16 protein-coding genes are annotated in these 17,955 nt (G+C 68.8%); 8 read left to right on the plus strand and 8 right to left on the minus strand.

Annotation, left to right across the window (positions count from 1 at the left end):
- Position 1 precedes the first annotated feature (1 nt).
- The 3 genes from OIC96_RS32590 to OIC96_RS32600 all read left to right on the plus strand — a co-directional run bounded on the left by OIC96_RS32590 (position 2) and on the right by OIC96_RS32600 (position 2,822).
- Positions 2 to 1,279, plus strand: coding sequence for a sensor histidine kinase (locus tag OIC96_RS32590; protein ID WP_330304426.1), 1,278 nt, complete (start codon positions 2 to 4; stop codon positions 1,277 to 1,279).
- 13 nt (positions 1,280 to 1,292) lie between these two features.
- A complete protein-coding gene (locus OIC96_RS32595) occupies positions 1,293 to 1,940 on the plus strand; it encodes a response regulator transcription factor (protein ID WP_330304425.1) in 648 nt (215 codons plus the stop codon).
- A 99-nt stretch (positions 1,941 to 2,039) separates the two neighbouring features.
- Positions 2,040 to 2,822, plus strand: a complete 783-nt coding sequence (locus OIC96_RS32600; protein WP_330304424.1) for a sulfite exporter TauE/SafE family protein — start codon at positions 2,040 to 2,042, stop codon at positions 2,820 to 2,822.
- Between the two features lie 15 nt (positions 2,823 to 2,837).
- Here the strand turns inward: OIC96_RS32600 and OIC96_RS32605 are convergent, their stop codons facing one another.
- From OIC96_RS32605 to OIC96_RS32615, 3 genes are all read right to left on the minus strand, one after another.
- Positions 2,838 to 3,890, minus strand: a complete 1,053-nt coding sequence (locus tag OIC96_RS32605; RefSeq protein WP_330304423.1) for a S1C family serine protease — start codon at positions 3,888 to 3,890, stop codon at positions 2,838 to 2,840.
- A gap of 132 nt (positions 3,891 to 4,022) precedes the next feature.
- On the minus strand, positions 4,023 to 4,652 hold the full coding sequence (locus tag OIC96_RS32610) for a class F sortase (protein WP_330310090.1): 630 nt from the start codon (positions 4,650 to 4,652) through the stop codon (positions 4,023 to 4,025).
- A gap of 249 nt (positions 4,653 to 4,901) precedes the next feature.
- A complete protein-coding gene (locus OIC96_RS32615) occupies positions 4,902 to 5,417 on the minus strand; it encodes a hypothetical protein (protein WP_330304422.1) in 516 nt (171 codons plus the stop codon).
- A 375-nt stretch (positions 5,418 to 5,792) separates the two neighbouring features.
- Here OIC96_RS32615 and OIC96_RS32620 point away from each other — a divergent pair, with 375 nt between their 5' ends.
- The gene (locus tag OIC96_RS32620) at positions 5,793 to 6,440 is read left to right on the plus strand and encodes an NADPH-dependent FMN reductase (protein WP_330304421.1); all 648 of its coding nucleotides are present in this window, start codon (positions 5,793 to 5,795) and stop codon (positions 6,438 to 6,440) included.
- 616 nt (positions 6,441 to 7,056) lie between these two features.
- The gene (locus tag OIC96_RS32625) at positions 7,057 to 8,442 is read left to right on the plus strand and encodes a hypothetical protein (RefSeq protein WP_330462146.1); all 1,386 of its coding nucleotides are present in this window, start codon (positions 7,057 to 7,059) and stop codon (positions 8,440 to 8,442) included.
- A gap of 448 nt (positions 8,443 to 8,890) precedes the next feature.
- Here OIC96_RS32625 and OIC96_RS32630 read toward each other — a convergent pair whose 3' ends face one another.
- Positions 8,891 to 9,277: a GntR family transcriptional regulator gene (locus tag OIC96_RS32630; protein WP_330304419.1), complete on the minus strand. Its 387-nt coding sequence runs from the start codon at positions 9,275 to 9,277 to the stop codon at positions 8,891 to 8,893.
- Positions 9,270 to 10,061 (minus strand): hypothetical protein, encoded by a 792-nt coding sequence (locus OIC96_RS32635; RefSeq protein ID WP_330304418.1) that lies wholly within the window; start codon positions 10,059 to 10,061, stop codon positions 9,270 to 9,272. Before OIC96_RS32635 ends, OIC96_RS32630 begins: the two co-directional genes overlap by 8 nt.
- Before the next feature lie 387 nt (positions 10,062 to 10,448).
- Here OIC96_RS32635 and OIC96_RS32640 point away from each other — a divergent pair, with 387 nt between their 5' ends.
- Positions 10,449 to 11,048, plus strand: a complete 600-nt coding sequence (locus OIC96_RS32640; protein ID WP_330304417.1) for a hypothetical protein — start codon at positions 10,449 to 10,451, stop codon at positions 11,046 to 11,048.
- Between the two features lie 229 nt (positions 11,049 to 11,277).
- Here the strand turns inward: OIC96_RS32640 and OIC96_RS32645 are convergent, their stop codons facing one another.
- Both OIC96_RS32645 and OIC96_RS32650 read right to left on the minus strand, forming a co-directional pair.
- Positions 11,278 to 11,976, minus strand: a complete 699-nt coding sequence (locus OIC96_RS32645) for a formylglycine-generating enzyme family protein (protein ID WP_330310089.1) — start codon at positions 11,974 to 11,976, stop codon at positions 11,278 to 11,280.
- A 156-nt stretch (positions 11,977 to 12,132) separates the two neighbouring features.
- Positions 12,133 to 13,776, minus strand: coding sequence for a M4 family metallopeptidase (locus tag OIC96_RS32650; RefSeq protein WP_330304416.1), 1,644 nt, complete (start codon positions 13,774 to 13,776; stop codon positions 12,133 to 12,135).
- Between the two features lie 193 nt (positions 13,777 to 13,969).
- Between OIC96_RS32650 and OIC96_RS32655 the strand changes: the two genes are divergently transcribed.
- Together OIC96_RS32655 and OIC96_RS32660 are read left to right on the plus strand one after the other, a co-directional pair.
- Positions 13,970 to 14,407: a gamma-glutamylcyclotransferase family protein gene (locus tag OIC96_RS32655; protein WP_330304415.1), complete on the plus strand. Its 438-nt coding sequence runs from the start codon at positions 13,970 to 13,972 to the stop codon at positions 14,405 to 14,407.
- 81 nt (positions 14,408 to 14,488) lie between these two features.
- A complete protein-coding gene (locus OIC96_RS32660; RefSeq protein ID WP_330304414.1) occupies positions 14,489 to 15,457 on the plus strand; it encodes an intradiol ring-cleavage dioxygenase in 969 nt (322 codons plus the stop codon).
- A gap of 55 nt (positions 15,458 to 15,512) precedes the next feature.
- Here the strand turns inward: OIC96_RS32660 and OIC96_RS32665 are convergent, their stop codons facing one another.
- Positions 15,513 to 17,720: a molybdopterin oxidoreductase family protein gene (locus OIC96_RS32665; protein ID WP_330304413.1), complete on the minus strand. Its 2,208-nt coding sequence runs from the start codon at positions 17,718 to 17,720 to the stop codon at positions 15,513 to 15,515.
- Positions 17,721 to 17,955 lie beyond the last annotated feature (235 nt).

Here is a 17,955-nt window from a genome sequence, read left to right on the forward strand (position 1 = left end):
CATGCACCGCCTCCGCGCACTCGTGGCCTTCCCGTTCGGGCGCAAGGCCCTCGCCGCGGTCCTCTACGGAGTGATCGCCTTCCCGCTCGCCCTGGTCGGGTTCGTCCTCACCCTCGTGGGGCTGCTGATCGGCGGCGCGCTGTCCGTGACCACGCTGGGGCTGTGGCTGATCGCCGTCACCGTACGGGGAGCGCTCGTGCTCGGCAGACTCCAACGCGGTCTGGCACGGCACCTGTTGGGGCTGGAGATCGAGGGGCCGGCGCGCCGCGCGGGCGACGGGATACTGGGCTGGCGGCGGGCCCTGCTGAGCGACCGGAGCGGCTGGCGCGCCGTCGCCTGCGCGCTGGTGACGCCGTACACCGCCCTCTTCGGGCTCGTCGCCGTCGTCATCGGATACGCGTACGGCGTCCTGCTCACCCTGCACCCCCTCCTCTCGCGGTGGAACTACCGCACGGAACGGGCGAGCGACGGCACGGAGCACCGGGTGTCGCTGGAGTTCTTCGGGTTCCAGGTCGACTCCTGGCCGCGCTGGCTGATCCCCGTGGCCATCGGACTGCTCCTCCTCGCCACCGCGTCCTGGCTGCTGCGGCAGTCCCTCGCCCCGCACCGGGGCCTGCTCACCGCCCTGCTCGGCCCGGACGCCTCCGACCGCCGCATCCGCACTCTGGAGGAGACCCGCGCCCAGGCCGTGGACGACGCGGCGGCGACCCTGCGCCGGATCGAACGCGATCTGCATGATGGCACCCAGGCCCGGCTCGTCGGCCTCGCGATGCACCTCACGATGATCAGGGAGCTGATCGGCACGGGGGCCGCCCCGGAACAACTGCTCGCCGTCGTCGACACCGCGCAGGGCAACGCCACGCAGGCCATCGCCGACCTGCGCCACCTCGTCAAGGGCATCCATCCGCCCGTACTGGACCAGGGCCTGGACACCGCCCTGGCCACGCTGGCCGCCGACAGCGCCCTGCCCGTCAAGGTCACCACCGGCATCACCGTCCGCCCCAGCCCGGCGGTCGAGTCGATCGCGTACTTCTGCGCCGCCGAACTCCTCGCCAACGCGACCAAACACAGTGCGGCGAGCGCCGCCACGGTGACGGTGACCGCCCGGGACGGGCTGCTGCGGCTGAGCGTCCGCGACAACGGACGCGGGGGAGCGGTGATCGGCGCCGGCTCGGGTCTGACCGGACTCCGCACCCGGGCACGGACCGTCGACGGCACGCTCACCTGCGACAGCCCGCCGGGAGGGCCTACGGTGGTCACGGTCGAACTGCCCTTCTGATCACGGGAATCACATGCGCGTCGTCATCGCCGAGGACTCCGCCCTGCTGCGTGACGGGCTGGCCCAGCTGCTCCAGCTACGGGGTATCGAGGTCGCGGCCGCAGTGGGGGACGCGGACGCGCTGCTGGCCGCCGTGGCCGAGCACCGCCCGGACGTCGCCGTCGTCGACATCCGGCTGCCGCCGACCCAGACCGACGAGGGGATCCGGGCGGCCGTACGACTGCGGAAGGAGCACCCCGGCACCGGGGTGCTGATCTTCTCGCAGTACGTGGAGACGACGTACGCGACCCAACTGCTCGGCGAGCCCGCCGGGTTCGGCTATCTCCTCAAGGAACGCGTCGTCGACATCGGCGAGTTCGTGGACGCCATGGAACGGGTCGCCGGGGGCGGTACGGCCCTCGACCCCGAGGTCGTCGCCCAGCTCTTCGGCGCGAGCCGCCGCGCCACCGCCCTCGATCGGCTCACGCCCCGCGAGCGCGAGGTCCTCGCGCTGATGGCCGAGGGCCGCACGAACCACGCGATCGCCACCGCCTTCACCGTCTCCGAACGGGCCGTCGAGAAGCACATCGCGAACATCTTCAGCAAACTCGACCTGCCGCCGTCGGAGACGGGGCACCGGCGGGTGCTGGCGGTCCTGCGCTACTTGGACGCGGTGAGCTGAACCCCTGAGCTGAACTGCTGGGCGGCCGAACCTCAGAAGTCCCTCAAGCCTCACGAAATTCATGGACGGCACATCTATCGCGTCCATAGGGTCGCGATCATGCCTGACATATCGCTGACCGTCACCGTTGCGCTCTGCCTGGCCTCCCTGGTGGCCGGCTGGATCGACGCGGTCGTCGGTGGCGGTGGGCTGCTCCTGCTTCCCGCGCTGCTGCTCGGGCTGCCGAGCGGGACCCCGGCGGCGTACGCGCTCGGCACGAACAAGGCGGTGGCGATCGTCGGGACGGCGGGCGCGGCGGTGACGTACGCGCGCAAGGCGCCCGTCGATGTGCGCCTGGCCGTACGGATCGGGCTCGCGGCGCTCGCCGGTTCGACGGCGGGGGCTTTCGTCGCTGCCGGGATGAGCACCGAGGTGCTGAAGCCGGTCGTCATGGTCGTCCTGCTCGGCGTCGGAACCTTCGTGATCCTGCGGCCCGCCTTCGGTACGGCGCCCTCGACCGCCCCGGTCCCGCCGCGCCGCGTCCTCGCCGCGATCGGGCTCGCGGGCCTCGGCATCGGCTTCTACGACGGGCTCATCGGCCCCGGCACGGGTACGTTCCTGGTGCTCGCCCTCACCGCGCTCCTGCACTTCGACCTGGTGACCGCCTCCGCCACCGCCAAGATCGTCAACTGCTGCACCAATGCGGGCGCCCTCGCGACCTTCGCCTGGAAGGGCACGGTGCACTGGCAGTTGGCCGCGCTGATGGCCGTCTTCAACCTCGCCGGCGGGACGATCGGGGCGCGCACCGCGCTCAAGAAGGGCAGCGGGTTCGTGCGGGTCGTGCTGCTGACGGTGGTGTTCGCGCTGGTGGCGAACATGGCGTATCAGCAGTGGGTCGCGTAATGCGATGGTGGAGGGTCACCGCGGCAGCGTGAGGCTGCTCTCCCAGGCGTCGCCGACCGTGTAGGGGGTCCCGTTCGGGTCCGTTCCACTGCTGGTGAATGCTCCGTCGACCGTGAGCTTCTCACCCGGTGTGGACGACTGAAGGATGCCGCACATCTGCGGGACGGTAGTGACCGGAGTGCCCTTGAGGTGGGTGATGACCTCACCAGGATTGACTGCCTTGCTGGCCGGAGAGTTGCTGTCCACGCTCGACACGTAGAGCCCGTCGACGCCCTTGTCGGTGAGGCGTTTCTGAAGCTTCTTCGCGTCGGCCTGGTCTTCCTCGGTGAAGTAGGAGGTGAAATTGGGGTCGCTGAGCGCGAGCAGTGTCTGCCATCCCGGATTGTCCTTGCTCTTTCCCTCGGCCAGCTGTTTGAGAAGGGGTTTGGCGTGGTCACTGCTGATGGAGTAGTACTGCCCCTCGATGCCTTCGAGGCTGTAGGTGTTGATTCCGACAAGTTCCGCTTTGTCGTTGAGCAGTGGGCCTCCGGAATTGCCCTCGTTGAGCGTCGCCGAATGCTGCACGGCGGACGGCAGGTTGGGCGCACTGACCTGGCCCTCCTGGGTAACGTCCGGTGACTGGACCACACCGCTGGTGAGGACGGCCTTCTCGTGACTGATGTCGCCGGCTGCCGTTGGGAAGCCGATAGCGGTCACTTCGTCCCCCTGCTCGAGATCGCCACTGTCGCCGAACTTCACCTCTTTGAGGTCGTCCTGTGGCGTGGCGAGTTTCATGACCGCCAGGTCCTCGCAGGGATCGCTGGCCAACACTCGGACGGGCACGGGCGTACCGTCCTTTATGCGGACCTGGATGGATGTCTGACCGGCGATCACATGGTCGTTGGTGACGATAAGACCTTGGTCGGCGTCGAAGATAACTCCGGTACCGGCCAGATCACCGGCCAGTACCTGCACGGTCGCGGGCGCCACCTTTTCGAAGATCTCTTTCGGCGACAAGTCGTCCGCTCGCGCCTCGGTCGCCGTGATACCGCCGCTCAATGCCATGGCTGACACGGCGGTGACGACCATTCTCGCTATCGGCCGCATATGGGCCCTCCCAGCTCCCAGCCGGAGGCCCCAACGCTCAAGCCGGGGAAGAGAACTGCCCTTTTCAGACTAATGCCCCGGAAAAGTCCTGTCGCGGTGAGGGATCACCGCTGGTCATCCGACCCATCGGGCTGCTCCGGCGCGGCTCCCTGTCAGATGGGCGAAGACGACCACGTTGCCCTGGTACCCCGTCGTCTTCGAGTAGCCGCCGCCGCAGGTGATCACGCGCAGCTCGGGGCGGTGCGCGGCGCCGTACACCTTCTCGTCGGGGAAGTCGCGGGCCTCGTACACCTCGACGGCGTCGACGGCGAAGACGGCGGTGCTGCCGTCGCGGCGGTCCACCTCGATGGTGCCGCCCTTCTTGACGGCGCCGAGGTCGTAGAAGACGGCGGGGCCGTCGGCGTTGTCGACATGTCCGGCGACGATGGCGGTGCCTGTCTCGCCGGGGGTGGTGCCGGCCTCGTACCAGCCGGCGAGGTTCTTCTGCGCGGGCGGCGGGACGTCCAGGCTGCCCTGTGGGGTGAGGCCGAGGCCCATCAGCGGGGCGTTCACGCGGATCGAGGGAATGCGGATGCGCTCGGGCGGAGAGTGGTGCAGCGCGGGCGCTGCCGGCACCTGGTCACCGGTGTCGGGGAAGGCCGCCTGGGCGGCGGACGGCTGGGGCGGCGCGTGGGTCTCGGCACCGCTGAGCAGCAGCCAGGCGCCGGTGCAGAGCGCGACGGCGGTGACGGATGCTATGGCGATGTTGCCGACACGGCCGGAACCGCCAGTTCCGTCAGTTCCGCCGGTTCCGAGGGCCCTGCGGGTCCTGCGTGCCCTGCCGGTCCTGCTGGTACGGCTGCTCCTGCCGGCCTTGCTGAAGCGGCGCACGTGAGCCTCCTCTGCTCCTCTGCTCCTCTCTGGGTCCCGTTCCCCCTCCGGGCCGCGAGGGGCGTCGGGCCACGGAGGGGGAGGGGACGGCGGTACCGGTGGACGGACAGCGGAGGGTGTCCGTCAGATCCCGTCGCCTCTCGCCCGGCGATGCAGGAGCCAGGTACCGCCCGCGGCGGCGACGGCCAGGGCCGCCACTCCCGCCGCGGTCTGTGTGGAATCGGGGCCCAGTGCGCCGCCGACCCCCGTATTCACATGTCCGCGCGGCTGGATCTGCGCGCGCATGGACGTCAGGGTGACCATCAGGTCGCCGGTGACGTGCTTGCCCCCGGAACACGTCGCGACGATCTCGTAAGTCCCCGGCTGCGCGCTCGGCGGCACCCGGAACTGTCCGATCGAGTCGTGCTCGTGCGCGCTGGGGGCGAGGGTGAAGATGCCCGCACCCACCGCACTGGCGTCGCCCATCGCCATCTCGGTACCGCACGCCGCCGTGTTGACGGTGACTTCGGAGCCCGGGACGACGGTGGAGGGCAACACCTCCAGGCTCCCCGCGGCTCCGCCGTACGCGGGCGCGGTGGCGAGGCCCGCGGCGGCGACGGCGAGCGCGGTACCGGTCATCAGACGGGCGGTACGTCGCATCGTGCTTGCTCCTCCGAGAGGGCGCGGCCCGCGACACCCCCAAGTGCCGCTGCGTCGGTCGTGCCCCTGCCCTACAGAGGTAAGTGGCACATGCGCGTGACCGCTTCCTGAGGAACCGTCAGAAATGATGTGAATGGGTGTCAGGTGGGGTGGGGGAGGGGGTCGGCTCGGGGGCGTTTTGGCAGGTCATCGGGGTGTGGGTGGGGTGCTGCGGAAAAGGATGCGAAGGGGGTGGGGTGGGGGTGTGAACGGGTGACTGGTGGCCGGGGGTGGGCGGCGTGAAGGGGGTGGTCGGGCCCTGTGTTGGCGGTGGCGGTGGCGGTGGCGGGCGTGTGGCTTGACCTCGACAAAGGTTGAGGTATGAGGCTGTGCGTTATGAAGACAGCCACAGCTGATTCCACCGTCCCCGTCCCTGCCCCCGCCCCCGCTCCTGCCCAGGCGTCCGACACCCCCGTACGGGTCGCCGTCGTCATCGGCAGCAACCGCGAGGGCCGCTTCGGGCCCGTCGTCGCCGACTGGCTGCTGGCCAGGATCCGCGAACGCGACGACTTCACCGCCGAGGTGGTCGACGTCGCCGCCGTCCAGCTCCCCACGGTCCTCTCGCACTCCCCGTCCCCCGCGGTGTCCGACGAACTGGCGAAGGTATCGCCCGCCCTCGCCGCCGCCGACGCCTTCGTCGTCCTCACCCCCGAGTACAACCACTCCTACCCCGCCGGCCTGAAGAACCTCATCGACTGGCACTACTCCGAGTGGCGCGCCAAGCCCGTCGCCCTCGTCTCCTACGGCGGCCTATCCGGAGGCCTCCGCGCCGTCGAACACCTTCGCCAGGTTTTCGCGGAGCTGCATGCCGTGACGGTGCGGGACACGGTGTCATTTCATGGGGCGCGTGCCGCGTTCGACGAGGAGGGGGAGCCTCGTGATCCTGTCGGGCCGGGGGTGGCGGCGAAGGCCATGCTGGATCAACTGGGGTGGTGGGCACGGGCGTTGAACGAGGCGAAGGGGAGGCGACCGTACGCCGGTTAGGGGGCGGGTTTCCTCGCCCCCGCCGCCCCTACCCGTCCTATCCCTGGGGGCTGCGCCCCCAGACCCCCGCTAAAAGATTGCGCAGTTCCCCGCGCCCCTTGGCGCAGCCGGACGAACGGCGGGTGCACGTTCAGCGCGATGCAGACGCGGACGGGGGCACAAGCGCTGACAGACCTCGAGTGCGTGCCGGATACGGCGCGCTGCGCCTCACGTTCGAGGCGTTCGCAAGGCCAACCGTGTCATTGGATGGGCTCACCGTCGTGGTCGCCGCCAATGCAGCTCCACAAGCCGGCGCCAGAGTCGTACTCCACACTCCCGCCACCGGCCATGCACGTCTGCCCGTCGACACTGGGTACGGCAGCCTGTGCAACAGGGCCCATGGCGCCAAGAGCGGCCAGTATCACAGCGGCGGTGAATCCGAGAAGTCGTATACGCATGAGGAGCTCCTGTAGGGGCGGGCGATACGTCATGACCAGCCTCACCCCGCACCCCGTCAAGGTGTGCACCCGGTTACTCCAAACGGGTGACGGGTGTGCCCCCGGCAATTGCACGGGAGGCGCTCCCGGGGTGCGCGCTCCAGGTGCGCACACCCAAGTACAGGCAGCAGGCTGGTGTCATGGAGAATATGCCTGTGGTATCCGTAGGGGCACCAGATGACATCGGCTTGCGAAAAGTCGTGATCAATGGCAAGACCGCAGGCAAGGTGCGGTGCCCCGGGGAACTGCAAAGACTCCTACGTCGTGCCGGTGTGGCGTTCGGCCACGACATCCATTGGCTCGGCGGAGACTGTACTGTCTGGCCCGATCGCCCGTGGCGACGACGAACAATTGGCACCCTGATGGCAGTCGGCCTCCTCGTGACTGCAAGCGTGCTCATCAAGATCGGCAAAGCGGACACTCTTGATGCCCTTACCTACGCCGGACGAATCGAAGGAGCTACTTTCCTTCTCTTGGCTCTGGTGGAAGTGATTGCCGCAACAGCCACCCTCGACTATTGGCGCAAGCGGCGAATAAATTACTCCGGGGCAATAATTCTGTTCGGGGTCTCGGCCGCCCTTGGCGTCAGCTTGTTGCTACTTATGCTGCAGATCAGCGGCCGGGTGTACAGTCCTTGGTTGCTGCTTTGGGTAGCTCTCGTGCTCTGGTCTTCATGGGCTCTGTGGATACTCGTCCGCGACCGGGCGTACAAGGGGCTTCTCCATCCTAGGCGAATCGCGATCGGGGCAATTGTCTCCGTCCTCCTCGGGCTCAGCAACTTGGCATATTCACAGGTCTATGTTCCCTATGTGAGGTCTCCGCTGGTGGAGAGTGCAGCTGAATTCAGGGCACCAAGTTTGAACGGGGAAGGGACGAAGATGTACCTGCCGGTTCATCTGTACGTAAGGAATTCTGGCCAGATTCCGGTCTACCTTCTCGGCAGCATCTACTGGATCGAGGGCAGGTCCGCGAGCAATTTGAAATACAAGTTGATCGACTCTCGTGAGTTCGTCACGCCGGCGGGGCGAGTGTTGAATCCGGGGGAAGAATTTACGCAGGATGTGGTTGTTAAGATCGAGAAGCCTGACAAGTCCAACTATGACGCGGTCAGCGCCCAGGCCGAGGTGTACATGGTCAGGAAAGACAGAATGACAATGACTGCTGATTATGCGCGTTCCAGGAAGGAGGTCAAGATCCTCAGGGAGAAAGGTAAAGATCAAGATCCTCCGGGTCCCTCCGACCCCTACTTCAGATATCAATCTGAGATCTCGAACAGCAGTGAGATTCTCAATGTGACTCGAGGTCGGCAACGTGTAACACTGTGGTGGGTGCGTCGTGCTGGCTGGCCATACATCTATGTGGATGTGGCGCCGCCGGGTGAAAGGAAAACCTTTGACTCGCATAAGCTCGCCACGAACCAAGATTCTATTGAACGGTACGGTCTCGCAGAGGTGCGTGGCTCAATGGCACAGATGCCCTTCGCGGAACTCCTGGAGAAGGCTCAGGACGCGCGCCCCGCCCAGTGATTCGTATACCCGAACCGCAGCCCACGTCACCGAAGCCGCTCAGTCGGCCTCCGGCAGCCGTACCGTCGCCACCGCCCCGCCGCCCTCCGCGTCAAGGCCAACGCCAAACCGAACTCCACGATGCCTTCGTCTCATTGGCCTGCGGCCTCATCTGCTGGAGGCGGCTGAAGGTACACGATCATGATCGTGTAGCAACGGACGACCAGCCGTCCGTTGCCGCCGCCTGGCAGGCGGCGGCGTGCATGAAGGAGAGGTAAAAGCGACGGCCTGATCCTGAGCACCACCAGCCAGGAGTACTTCTTCGCCTCCCATCAGGTGTCCTGTACTCCAGCGATACGCAACACCGTCCCACCCCCGGCCGCCACGCCCCCCCCGGCTTTGGCGGCCTTGGCTCCACCCCCACCAGCTCCCCCCAGAGGCAGGTCCAGATTTCTTCAGGGGCAAGTAGCTAAGGGCGGTCCGGGCCCAGGGCGTCGCGGACGGCGGCCATGATGGCCTCGGTATCGGCACCCAGCGCGCGGGCGGAAGAGGTGAAATCGCGTGCAAGGATGGCGAGTTGGGAGGCGTATGGGCGGGTCGGGCCAGCTGGGGGTGCCGCGACCCGGGAGCCCGCCCCGCGGCGGGTGCGGATCAGCTCGGCGGTCTCCAGCTCGCGGTAGGCGCGGGCCACGGTGCCTGGTGCGAGGCCGAGGTCCGTGGCCAGCTGGCGCACGGTCGGCAGCCGGTCACCCTCGGCCAGCCGGCCGGTGACGATCAGCGCGCCGAGTTGCGCACGGATCTGCGCGTACGGCGGTACCTGGCTGGCAGTATCGACGCGGATGACGGGCTCATTCATCGTCGGGGGACCCCTTCGCCGCATCGTCGTCGACGGCCCGGGGGGCCACCACGGTGATCAGGGACCAGGCGACGGTGAACAGGTTCAGCAGGGCCAAAGGGTAGAACACCCAGAAGGTGAGCGCGCCCATCGCACCGGCGCAGCCCGTCTCCGTGAGCGAGACGGAGATCATCAGCACGGCGTACAGCTGCTGGCTCGACACCAGCAGGCCCCAGGCCCCGGTGACGGCCCACGCGCGGTTGCGACGCTGCTGCTCCCCGCCCGGTCCGTGGGCGATGCGGCGCAGGGCCCACACGCAGGTTGGGGTAGCTACGGCGAGGGCGCCGAACGTCGGGAGGCTGTAGTGCATGCCTGGCCAGGGGCCCAGGGATGCCGGCATCCCGTTGCAGGTGACGGCGATGACCTTACCCGTGCTGAAAATACGGTCGGGGTCGACGGAGGCCGTGGCGGCCGTGATGGCCAGCAGCACGGCAAGCGAGACCCCCTGAAGGGCAATCAGGGGGCCCATGCGGGGTGGCACATGGTCTCTGACCAGGCGCGGGGCGAGACTCGCGGTGCGTACCGCGTCCTGAGGGAGCAGGGTCAGCGCGTCGGCAAGAAGGACGCCTGCCACCGCGCACAGGCCGAAGGCCGTGATGCAGAACACGACGCGCTGCTCGAACTCGACGTGCCCCAGTGTGGACAGCGCCTGTGCGGCCACGATGCCGATGGCCAGGCCGGACCAGCGGGCGTAGTAGTTGGCATGATCGAGGAAGCGGCGCTGGAACGGGGCGGTGTCGAGCATAGGGAGATCCCCCAGATCATCTTGTACCAAGCAGCTAGCACAAGATGCCCTAGTTGGAATCTTGTGTCAAACATCCGATACAAGGCGATGCAGGGGAGGTGGATTCTGGCGCGGGACAGCCCTTAGAGCTCGTAGCACGATCATGATCGGTGTTCCTTCAGTCGCCTCCAGCAGATGAGGCCACAGGCCAATGAGACGAAGGCGTCGTGGAGTTCGGTTCGGCGAGCAGGATGCGGTGCAACTGGACGAAGACGCCGACCTGTTGCTCTTACGCAGGCAAGGAGCAGCGGGACACCACGGTGGCGCCGGACCGGCATGCCCGAAACCGGCGGGCGGCCCAGGGGCGGGGCATGAGAGGGTGCGGTTCGATCCGGCACAGGGGGAAGCATGGGGCTGATCTACAGCTACGACATCTATCTGCGGCCCCGGAACGTCGCCAGGGCGTTGGCCAATCTGGCCGAGTTGGCGCCACCGGCCCGTGCTGTGCCGCCGCTTGAGATCACCCTTCCCGGCGGTGAGCGGCTCGTCCTCCCGTTCACGTCCCACTTCACGAGCGAGCCGGTCGACTGCTCCACGAGCAGCACACTCGCGCTCGACACGTCCCTCATGTTCGACGTCGATGACGCGCTGCGCGAGTACGCGAGGACGGACGGCCCTGAACCCGGGGCGGACGGGCGCATCCAGATCGGATACATCTACGCGACGGTCCGGTTCGAATCCTTCCTGCACCCTGGCTACACGTCGGTGGAATGCTGCGCAGCGACGTCGGGGATGAGCCGCTTGTTCGCGCGGTCGCCCAACATCAGGAAGGTATTCACCGACCTCGCCGCCACCAGCGGCGGAGTGTGCTGCCTGTTCGACACCGGCGACGGCGGCCCCGAGCAAGTGTGCTGGCTCAACGGTGAAACCACCCAGGAGATGGTCTCCGGTCCCCGCTTTCCAGATCGGCGAGCACTCGTGGCGACTTGGTCCGACCCCGAGAGGTGAGCACCGGTGCCCCATCTCTGGGGTCACAAGATCGTGTCACGAGTTCCAAGGTTGTCCCGGAACTGATCTTTGATGAGGTGCGGGCGAGGTCGACCTGGATACAACTCGCGCCACCCGTCGCTCCACGCGTCTCCAGCACGGGAACCCAGGGCCCCGGTGATGCGGACGCGACCCGCAGCGACGTCATCTCAGCCCGTCCACTTGACCACCGGCTCGGGACGTGAATCGCCTACGGCCGTACGTCACCCACGACCGTGAGCGACCGAGCGACCCGGAACCCCACGTCGTCCACCCGGAACGTCGGATGGCTGCGGCGGCGCGCGGACGCCCGGCAGCTCCAGTGTTCGTCGAACCAGCCGCCGCCGCGCAGTACCCGGTAGCTGCCGTAGACCTCGGGGTCGTAGACGTCCCAGCACCAGTCCCAGACGTTGCCGAGCATGTCGTGGAGGCCCCACGGGTTGGGCCGCTTGCCGCCCACGTCGTGGATCCGCTCGTCGGAGTTGCCGTGGTACCAGGCGATCTCGTCGAGGGGCCCGTAGTGCGGTCCGGCGGTGCCGGCGCGGCAGGCGTGCTCCCACTCGGCCTCGGTCGGCAGCCGGTATCCGTCGGCGGCCCTGTCCCACTCGACCGACTCACCCCGCTCGGTGCCTTCGTCATCGTCACCGCCCTCGCCATGGAGGCGGTACGCGGGCACGAAACCGTCCCGCTCGGAGAGGGCGTTGCAGAACCGGACCGCGTCCCACCACGACACGCTCTCCACGGGCAGCCGGTCCCCGTGGGTGGCGCTCGGCCGCCGGCCCGTGACCTGCGCATACAGCGCCTGAGTGACTGGGGACGCCGCCAGCTCGTAGGGCGCGACCTCGACCGCCCAACTTCGTTGCGTACGACGGTCCGACAGCGTTACCTGCCCCGGCGGGACGGCGACCATTGCTGGCCGCCCCGAGGGGATCGCGGTCGTCTCGTTCCCGGCGTTCCCCGCGTTCTCAGCGATTCCGGCGTTTCCAGCGTTCGAGCCCATGGGCAGGCGATCCTATCCGCACCACCCGCCCATGGGCCGACGCACACCGTCAGGCCGCCCGGCGGATCAGCTCACCGACACCGCCGACCAAGCTGCCGCCACCGCGTTGTACTCCGTACTCCCCGCGCCGTACAGATCCTTCGCGGCGTTGAGGGTTGCCGTACGGGCGGACGCGTAGTTCGTCGAGGACGTCATGTAGACCGTCAGCGCCCGGTACCAGATCTTGCCGAGCTTGTCCCGGCCGATGCCTGTCACCGTTGCGCCGTTGCAGGTGGGGGAGTTGTAGCTGACCCCATTGATCGTCTTCGCGCCGCTGCCCTCCGCCAGCAAGTACGCGAAGTGGTTCGCGACGCCCGACGAATAGTGCACGTCCAGGTTCCCCACCGAACTGCTCCAGCAGTCCGCCGAGTTGCCGTCCTTCGACGGCTTGTCCATGAACCTGAGTGCCGCCTTGCCGAAGCCGGAGCGGACGATCTTCTCGCCGATCAGGTAGTCGCCCACGTCGGACGAGCTGTTGGCGTACCACTCCACGAGGGTGCCGAAGATGTCGGACGTCGCCTCGTTGAGGCCGCCGGACTCGCCCGAGTACGTCAGCGCCGCCGTCTTCGAGGTGACACCGTGGGACATCTCGTGGCCCGCCACGTCCAGGGCGACCAGCGGACCGAACGTCGTCCCGTCACCGTCGCCGTACGTCATGCAGAAGCAAGTGTCGTCCCAGAAGGCGTTGTTGTAGCTGTTGCCGTAGTGCACGCGGTTGTACGAGCCCTTGCCGTCGCCGGCGATGCCGCTGCGGCCGTGGACGTTCTTGTAGTAGTCCCAGGTCTCGTTCGTGCCGTACTGGGCGTCCACCGCGGCGGACGAGCGGTCCGAAGTCGCGCCCGTTCCCCAGTGGTTGTCCGTGTCTGTGAACACCGTCGAGGGGGCGCGGCTGATACAGATCCCGAGGATGCAGAGGTCCGTGTTGTTCGCCGCGTCGCCCGTGTACGTGTTGCCGCGCGTCGGGTCCTTCAGCTGGTACGTCGATCCCGACAGCGTGGTCTCCAGCGGGACCGTGCCGCTGTAGAGCGACTGGCCGTCGCCCGCCGCCGTCTCGATGGTGTCCCAGGCGTCGATCTGCGCGCCCGTGCGGGCGTCGGTGAGGACGGTGCGGGCGACCGGGTTGCCCAGTGAGTCCTGGGCCACCGCGTTGGTGCGCCAGGCGAGTTTCGGAGTGCCGTGCAGGGCGTCGACGACCAGCTGCGGCTTGGCCGTCACCTTCTTCAGCACCTCGCCCAGGTTGGCGGCGCGCAGCGCATTGACCGCGAGGTCGGCGGCCTTCGGGGCCGACAGCTCGGGGGTCACGCTCGTCAGCGAGATGGCGCGCTTCGTCGCGCGGTTCGAGCTGCGGTAGTCGCCGTTCGGAGCGAGGTGGACGACGAAGTCGCCGCCCAGGACCGGGAGTTCACGGTACGTGCGGTCGTAGCGCACATGCTGGCTGCCGTCCGCGTCGACGACGACGTCACGAACCTTGGCGCCCTGGGCGGAGGTCAGACCCAGACTCGCGGCCTGGTCCAGCAGCGCCGACGTCGCGTTCTTGATCGCGGTGGTCCTGCTCGGCCTGGCGGCCGCGTCCGCGGTGGGGGAGAGCGCGGCCGCCAGCAATGTGGCGGTGGTCGCGGCTATGCCGGCGGTGACGAAACGGGAACCTCGGATGTGCCGTATCCGACTCATCGGTCTCCTAGGGAAGGCGCCGTGGGGAGGGCGCGTGGGGGTGGTGGCGCTGGAGTTGACTCAGATTTAAAGGTCCATGACATGGCATGTCCAGAGCGCGTGCTGGCGGATGTGTGTGGGTGTGTGAGGGGTGAGAATCGTTTCTGCAAAGGCCGGAGCGACGGCTTCCGCGCAGCGCCGAAAGGACACGATCATGGCCACGGTCGGACGGCCGCCGCAGGTGCGACTGCCCTTCTTCGTCTACGGCACCCTGCGCCCCGGCGAGCACAACCACGACCTCTTCCTGCGCGGCCGCACGGAGTCCGAGGAGCCGGGACGCATGTGCGGGATCGTCCTGTACGACGGCCCCGGCTATCCGTACGCCGTCGAGGAACCCGGCGGAGTGGTGAGCGGCGAACTCGTGACCGCGCTGCCCGAGGCGTACGAGGAACTCCTGGCGGCGCTCGACGGGTTGGAGGAGTACACGCCGGGCGATCCGCGCAACCTGTACGAGCGGGTCGTGCGCGAGGCCACGAGCGCCGACGGGACGACGGTCGTACGGGCCTGGGTGTACGTGGCCGCCCCCACCGTCGCCGCCCGGCTGCGGGCCCGCGGCAAGCTCGTCGAGAGCGGGGACTGGCACGGCCGCTGACCCTGGCCGAAGTGCACTCGTGCGAGTGGCCACCCCGTGCGCCCCCGCCACCCCGTACGGTTCCGCCCCTAGGGTCCGGCCATGACCGACAGCGACATCACCCGGCGCCGTGCCCTCGCGCTGGGCGGCGCGGCCACCGGCGCCGCCCTGGGCATCGGGCTCGCCTCGTGCTCCTCGGACGACGACTCGCAGACGTCCTCGGACGCGTCCCCGGGTGCGTCGGGTTCCGCCGGAGCCTCCGCCCGGGCCGCCTCCGACACGTGCGTGCTCAACCCCGCGGTCACGCAAGGGCCGTACTACCTGGACGGCGCGCTGTTCCGGAAGGACATCACCGACGGCAAGCAGGGCGTCCCGCTCGCGGTGCGGCTGACCGTGCGGGACCAGGCCGGGTCCTGCGCCCCGGTGTCCGGCGCGGCCGTCGAGATCTGGCACTGCGACGCCTGGGGCTACTACTCCGGCTACACCACCGCCAACCCCGGCGGCTCCGCGCCCGCCGAGAGAGAGGACACCAGCGGTGCCGTCGACAAGACGTATCTGCGCGGCTTTCAGACGACCGGCGACGACGGGATGGTGGAGTTCACGACGATCTACCCCGGCTGGTACACACCGCGCGCCACGCACATCCACGTCAAGGTGCACACCGGCGGCATCAAGGCCGACAACACCTATGAGGGCGGCAAGGTCAACTGGACGGGGCAGCTCTTCTTCGACGACAAGTACGGGGAGGAGGTCTACAAGAAGTCCCCGTACAGCGGGCACACCGGGAGCTGGACCAGGCTCGACGACGACATGGTCTATGCCGGGGGTGGTGCGAAGGACGGGCTCATGACCGTGACCGGGTCCGTGGATTCCGGCCTCACCGGCACGCTGACCGTGGGGATCGACCCGGACAAGGAGAACTCCGGCGCGGGCACGGGCGGCGGGGGCAGCCAGCCGCCCAGCGGACCGCCGCCGAGCGGAATGCCGAGCGGGATGCCCAGTGGTATGCCCAGTGGCACCCCGAGCGCGACGATGCCGCCCAACGATGCGAGCGCGTCCGCGACCTCGTAGCCCTCAGCCCCTCAGTCCCCCTGCGGCGGGGATGCCAACACCCCGGCCGCCAGCCCTACTTCGCCGTCTCCACCCGCACCGCGCACGTCTTGAACTCGGGCATCCGTGAGGTGGGGTCGAGGGCCGGGTTGGTCAGGGTGTTGGCCCGGCCCTCGCCCGGCCAGTGGAAGGGCATGAACACGGTGTCGGGGCGGATGGTGGTCGTGATCCGGGCCGGTGCGACGGCCCGCCCGCGCCGTGACACCACCGCCACCGCGTCGCCGTCCGCCGCCCCGAGCCGCTCGGCCAGCCGCGGATGCATCTCCACGAACGGCCCGGGCGCCGCGGCGTTCAGCTCGTCGACGCGCCGTGTCTGGGCGCCCGACTGGTACTGCGCGACGACGCGCCCGGTGGTCAGCAGCACCGGGTACTCGTCGTCCGGTTCTTCGGCGGCGGCCCGGTGCGACACGGGGACGAACCGCGCGCGGCCGTCCTCGGTGGCGAAACGGTCGAGGAAGAGGCGGGGGGTGCCCGGGTGGACGCCGGCCGGCGTGTCGCCAGGGAGGTCGGCCGGGGTGCCGTCCTCGGCCGGGTCGTCCGGGAACACGTCCAGCGAGGCGTCCTCGCGGTCGCCGAAGCCCACGGTGCTGTCGGTGCCGTCCGTGCTGTCCGTGCCCTCCGGCGCCGGGCAAGGCCAGAACACCCCGTTCTCCTCCGCCAGCCGCCGGTAGGTGATCCCCGAGTAGTCCGCAGGCCCGCCCGCGCTCGCCCGGCGCAGCTCGTCGAAGACCTCCTCCGGGTCTGTCGGGAAGCCCTTCTCCACGCCGAGGCGGGCGGCCAGTTCATGGAGGACGTCGAGGTCGCTGCGTACGCCCTCGGGAGGGGTGATCGCCCGGCGGCGCAGCAGCACACGGCCCTCCAGGTTCGTCGTCGTGCCCGTCTCCTCGGCCCATTGCGTCACCGGCAGGACGACGTCCGCGAGGGCGGCCGTCTCGGAGAGGACGACGTCCGCGACCGCCAGGAAGTCCAGGGACTTCAGCCGCTCCTCGATGTGCGAGGCGTGGGGCGCGGACACCACCGGGTTCGAGCCCATCAGCAGCAGGGAGTGGATGTCCGTACCCATCGCGTCGAGGAGTTCGTACGCGCTGCGGCCCGGCCCCGGCAGTGAGTCGGGGTCCACGCCCCACACCTCGGCCACATGGCGCCGCGCCGTCGGATCCGTCAGTTTGCGGTAGCCGGGCAACTGGTCGGCCTTCTGGCCGTGTTCGCGCCCGCCCTGCCCGTTGCCCTGCCCGGTGAGGCAGCCGTACCCGGACAGCGGGCGTCCCGAACGGCCCGTCGCCAGGCACAGGTTGATCCATGCGCCCACCGTGTCCGTGCCCTTGGACTGCTGCTCGGGCCCGCGCGCGGTGAGCACCATCGCGGCCTCCGGCTCGCAGAACAGCCGTACTGCCTCACGGAGTTGAGGAACGGACACCCCCGTGATCCGCTCCACGTACTCCGGCCAGTGCGCCATGGCCGCCGCCCGCGTCTCCTCCCAGCCGCTCGTACGGGACTGGATGTACTCCTCGTCCGTACGGCCCTCGGAGACGATGAGATGGAGCAGGCCGAGGGCGAGTGCCAGGTCCGTGCCGGGGCGGGGCGCGAGATGCAGGTCCGCCTGCTCGGCCGTGCGGGTGCGGCGCGGGTCGATGACGATCAGCGTGCCGCCGTTCTCCTTGAGCTCGGTGAGGTAGCGCAGCGCGGGCGGCATCGTCTCGGCGAGGTTGGAGCCGACGAGGATCACGCAGCCGGTCCTCGGGATGTCCTCCAGGGGGAAGGGCAGCCCCCGGTCCAGGCCGAACGCCTTGATGCCGGCGGCCGCCGCGGACGACATACAGAAGCGGCCGTTGTAGTCGATCTGCGAGGTGCGGAGGACGACGCGGGCGAACTTCCCGAGGGCGTACGCCTTCTCGTTCGTCAGTCCGCCCCCGCCGAACACCCCGCACGCGTCCGGACCATGCTCCGTGCGCGTGCGGGACAGCCCTTCGGTGATCCGGTCGAGCGCCTCGTCCCAGCCGGCGGGCTCCAGGACGCCACCCTTGCGGATCAGCGGCGAGGTCAGCCGCACCCGGGACGACAGCAGCGCGGGCGCCGTACGCCCCTTGCCGCACAGCGCGCCCCGGTTCACCGGGAAGTCGGCGCGCTCGGTCACCTCGACGCCACCGTCGGCCGCGGGCGTCAGATTCATCCCGCACTGCAGGGCGCAGTACGGGCAGTGGGTGGGCGTCACGGAGGTGTCCATACCGTTCAGCGTGCGTCGGGCGTGTTACGCGCCGGAACGGGGAGCGTTACGCGGCCGGGACGGGGACCTCCCGGCCGGGCCCGGCCCGCGGTGAGGCGCACGGTGATGCCGGTGGTGAAGCCCGCTCGTCGGCGCACAGACCCCCACCTACAGTCGCCGCCGGCCGATACGGAAGTTGCCTGTGTGACAGAAGACGCCCCGTGTGGCTTATTCCGTACCGTAGTTGGCCGACTAC

Source organism: Streptomyces sp. NBC_00775 (assembly GCF_036347135.1).
In the GTDB taxonomy this organism is placed as follows: domain Bacteria; phylum Actinomycetota; class Actinomycetes; order Streptomycetales; family Streptomycetaceae; genus Streptomyces; species Streptomyces lutosisoli.

What these genes read in the sequence shown, in the direction of transcription:
- OIC96_RS32590 (WP_330304426.1), top strand. Translation starts at nt 2, where the DNA reads ATGCACCGCCTCCGCGCACTCGTGGCCTTCCCGTTCGGGCGCAAGGCC.
- OIC96_RS32595 (WP_330304425.1), top strand. Translation starts at nt 1,293, where the DNA reads ATGCGCGTCGTCATCGCCGAGGACTCCGCCCTGCTGCGTGACGGGCTG.
- OIC96_RS32600 (WP_330304424.1), top strand. Translation starts at nt 2,040, where the DNA reads ATGCCTGACATATCGCTGACCGTCACCGTTGCGCTCTGCCTGGCCTCC.
- OIC96_RS32605 (WP_330304423.1), bottom strand. Translation starts at nt 3,890, where the DNA reads ATGGTCGTCACCGCCGTGTCAGCCATGGCATTGAGCGGCGGTATCACG.
- OIC96_RS32615 (WP_330304422.1), bottom strand. Translation starts at nt 5,417, where the DNA reads ATGCGACGTACCGCCCGTCTGATGACCGGTACCGCGCTCGCCGTCGCC.
- OIC96_RS32620 (WP_330304421.1), top strand. Translation starts at nt 5,793, where the DNA reads ATGAAGACAGCCACAGCTGATTCCACCGTCCCCGTCCCTGCCCCCGCC.
- OIC96_RS32625 (WP_330462146.1), top strand. Translation starts at nt 7,057, where the DNA reads ATGGAGAATATGCCTGTGGTATCCGTAGGGGCACCAGATGACATCGGC.
- OIC96_RS32630 (WP_330304419.1), bottom strand. Translation starts at nt 9,277, where the DNA reads ATGAATGAGCCCGTCATCCGCGTCGATACTGCCAGCCAGGTACCGCCG.
- OIC96_RS32635 (WP_330304418.1), bottom strand. Translation starts at nt 10,061, where the DNA reads ATGCTCGACACCGCCCCGTTCCAGCGCCGCTTCCTCGATCATGCCAAC.
- OIC96_RS32640 (WP_330304417.1), top strand. Translation starts at nt 10,449, where the DNA reads ATGGGGCTGATCTACAGCTACGACATCTATCTGCGGCCCCGGAACGTC.
- OIC96_RS32645 (WP_330310089.1), bottom strand. Translation starts at nt 11,976, where the DNA reads ATGGTCGCCGTCCCGCCGGGGCAGGTAACGCTGTCGGACCGTCGTACG.
- OIC96_RS32650 (WP_330304416.1), bottom strand. Translation starts at nt 13,776, where the DNA reads ATGAGTCGGATACGGCACATCCGAGGTTCCCGTTTCGTCACCGCCGGC.
- OIC96_RS32655 (WP_330304415.1), top strand. Translation starts at nt 13,970, where the DNA reads ATGGCCACGGTCGGACGGCCGCCGCAGGTGCGACTGCCCTTCTTCGTC.
- OIC96_RS32660 (WP_330304414.1), top strand. Translation starts at nt 14,489, where the DNA reads ATGACCGACAGCGACATCACCCGGCGCCGTGCCCTCGCGCTGGGCGGC.
- OIC96_RS32665 (WP_330304413.1), bottom strand. Translation starts at nt 17,720, where the DNA reads ATGGACACCTCCGTGACGCCCACCCACTGCCCGTACTGCGCCCTGCAG.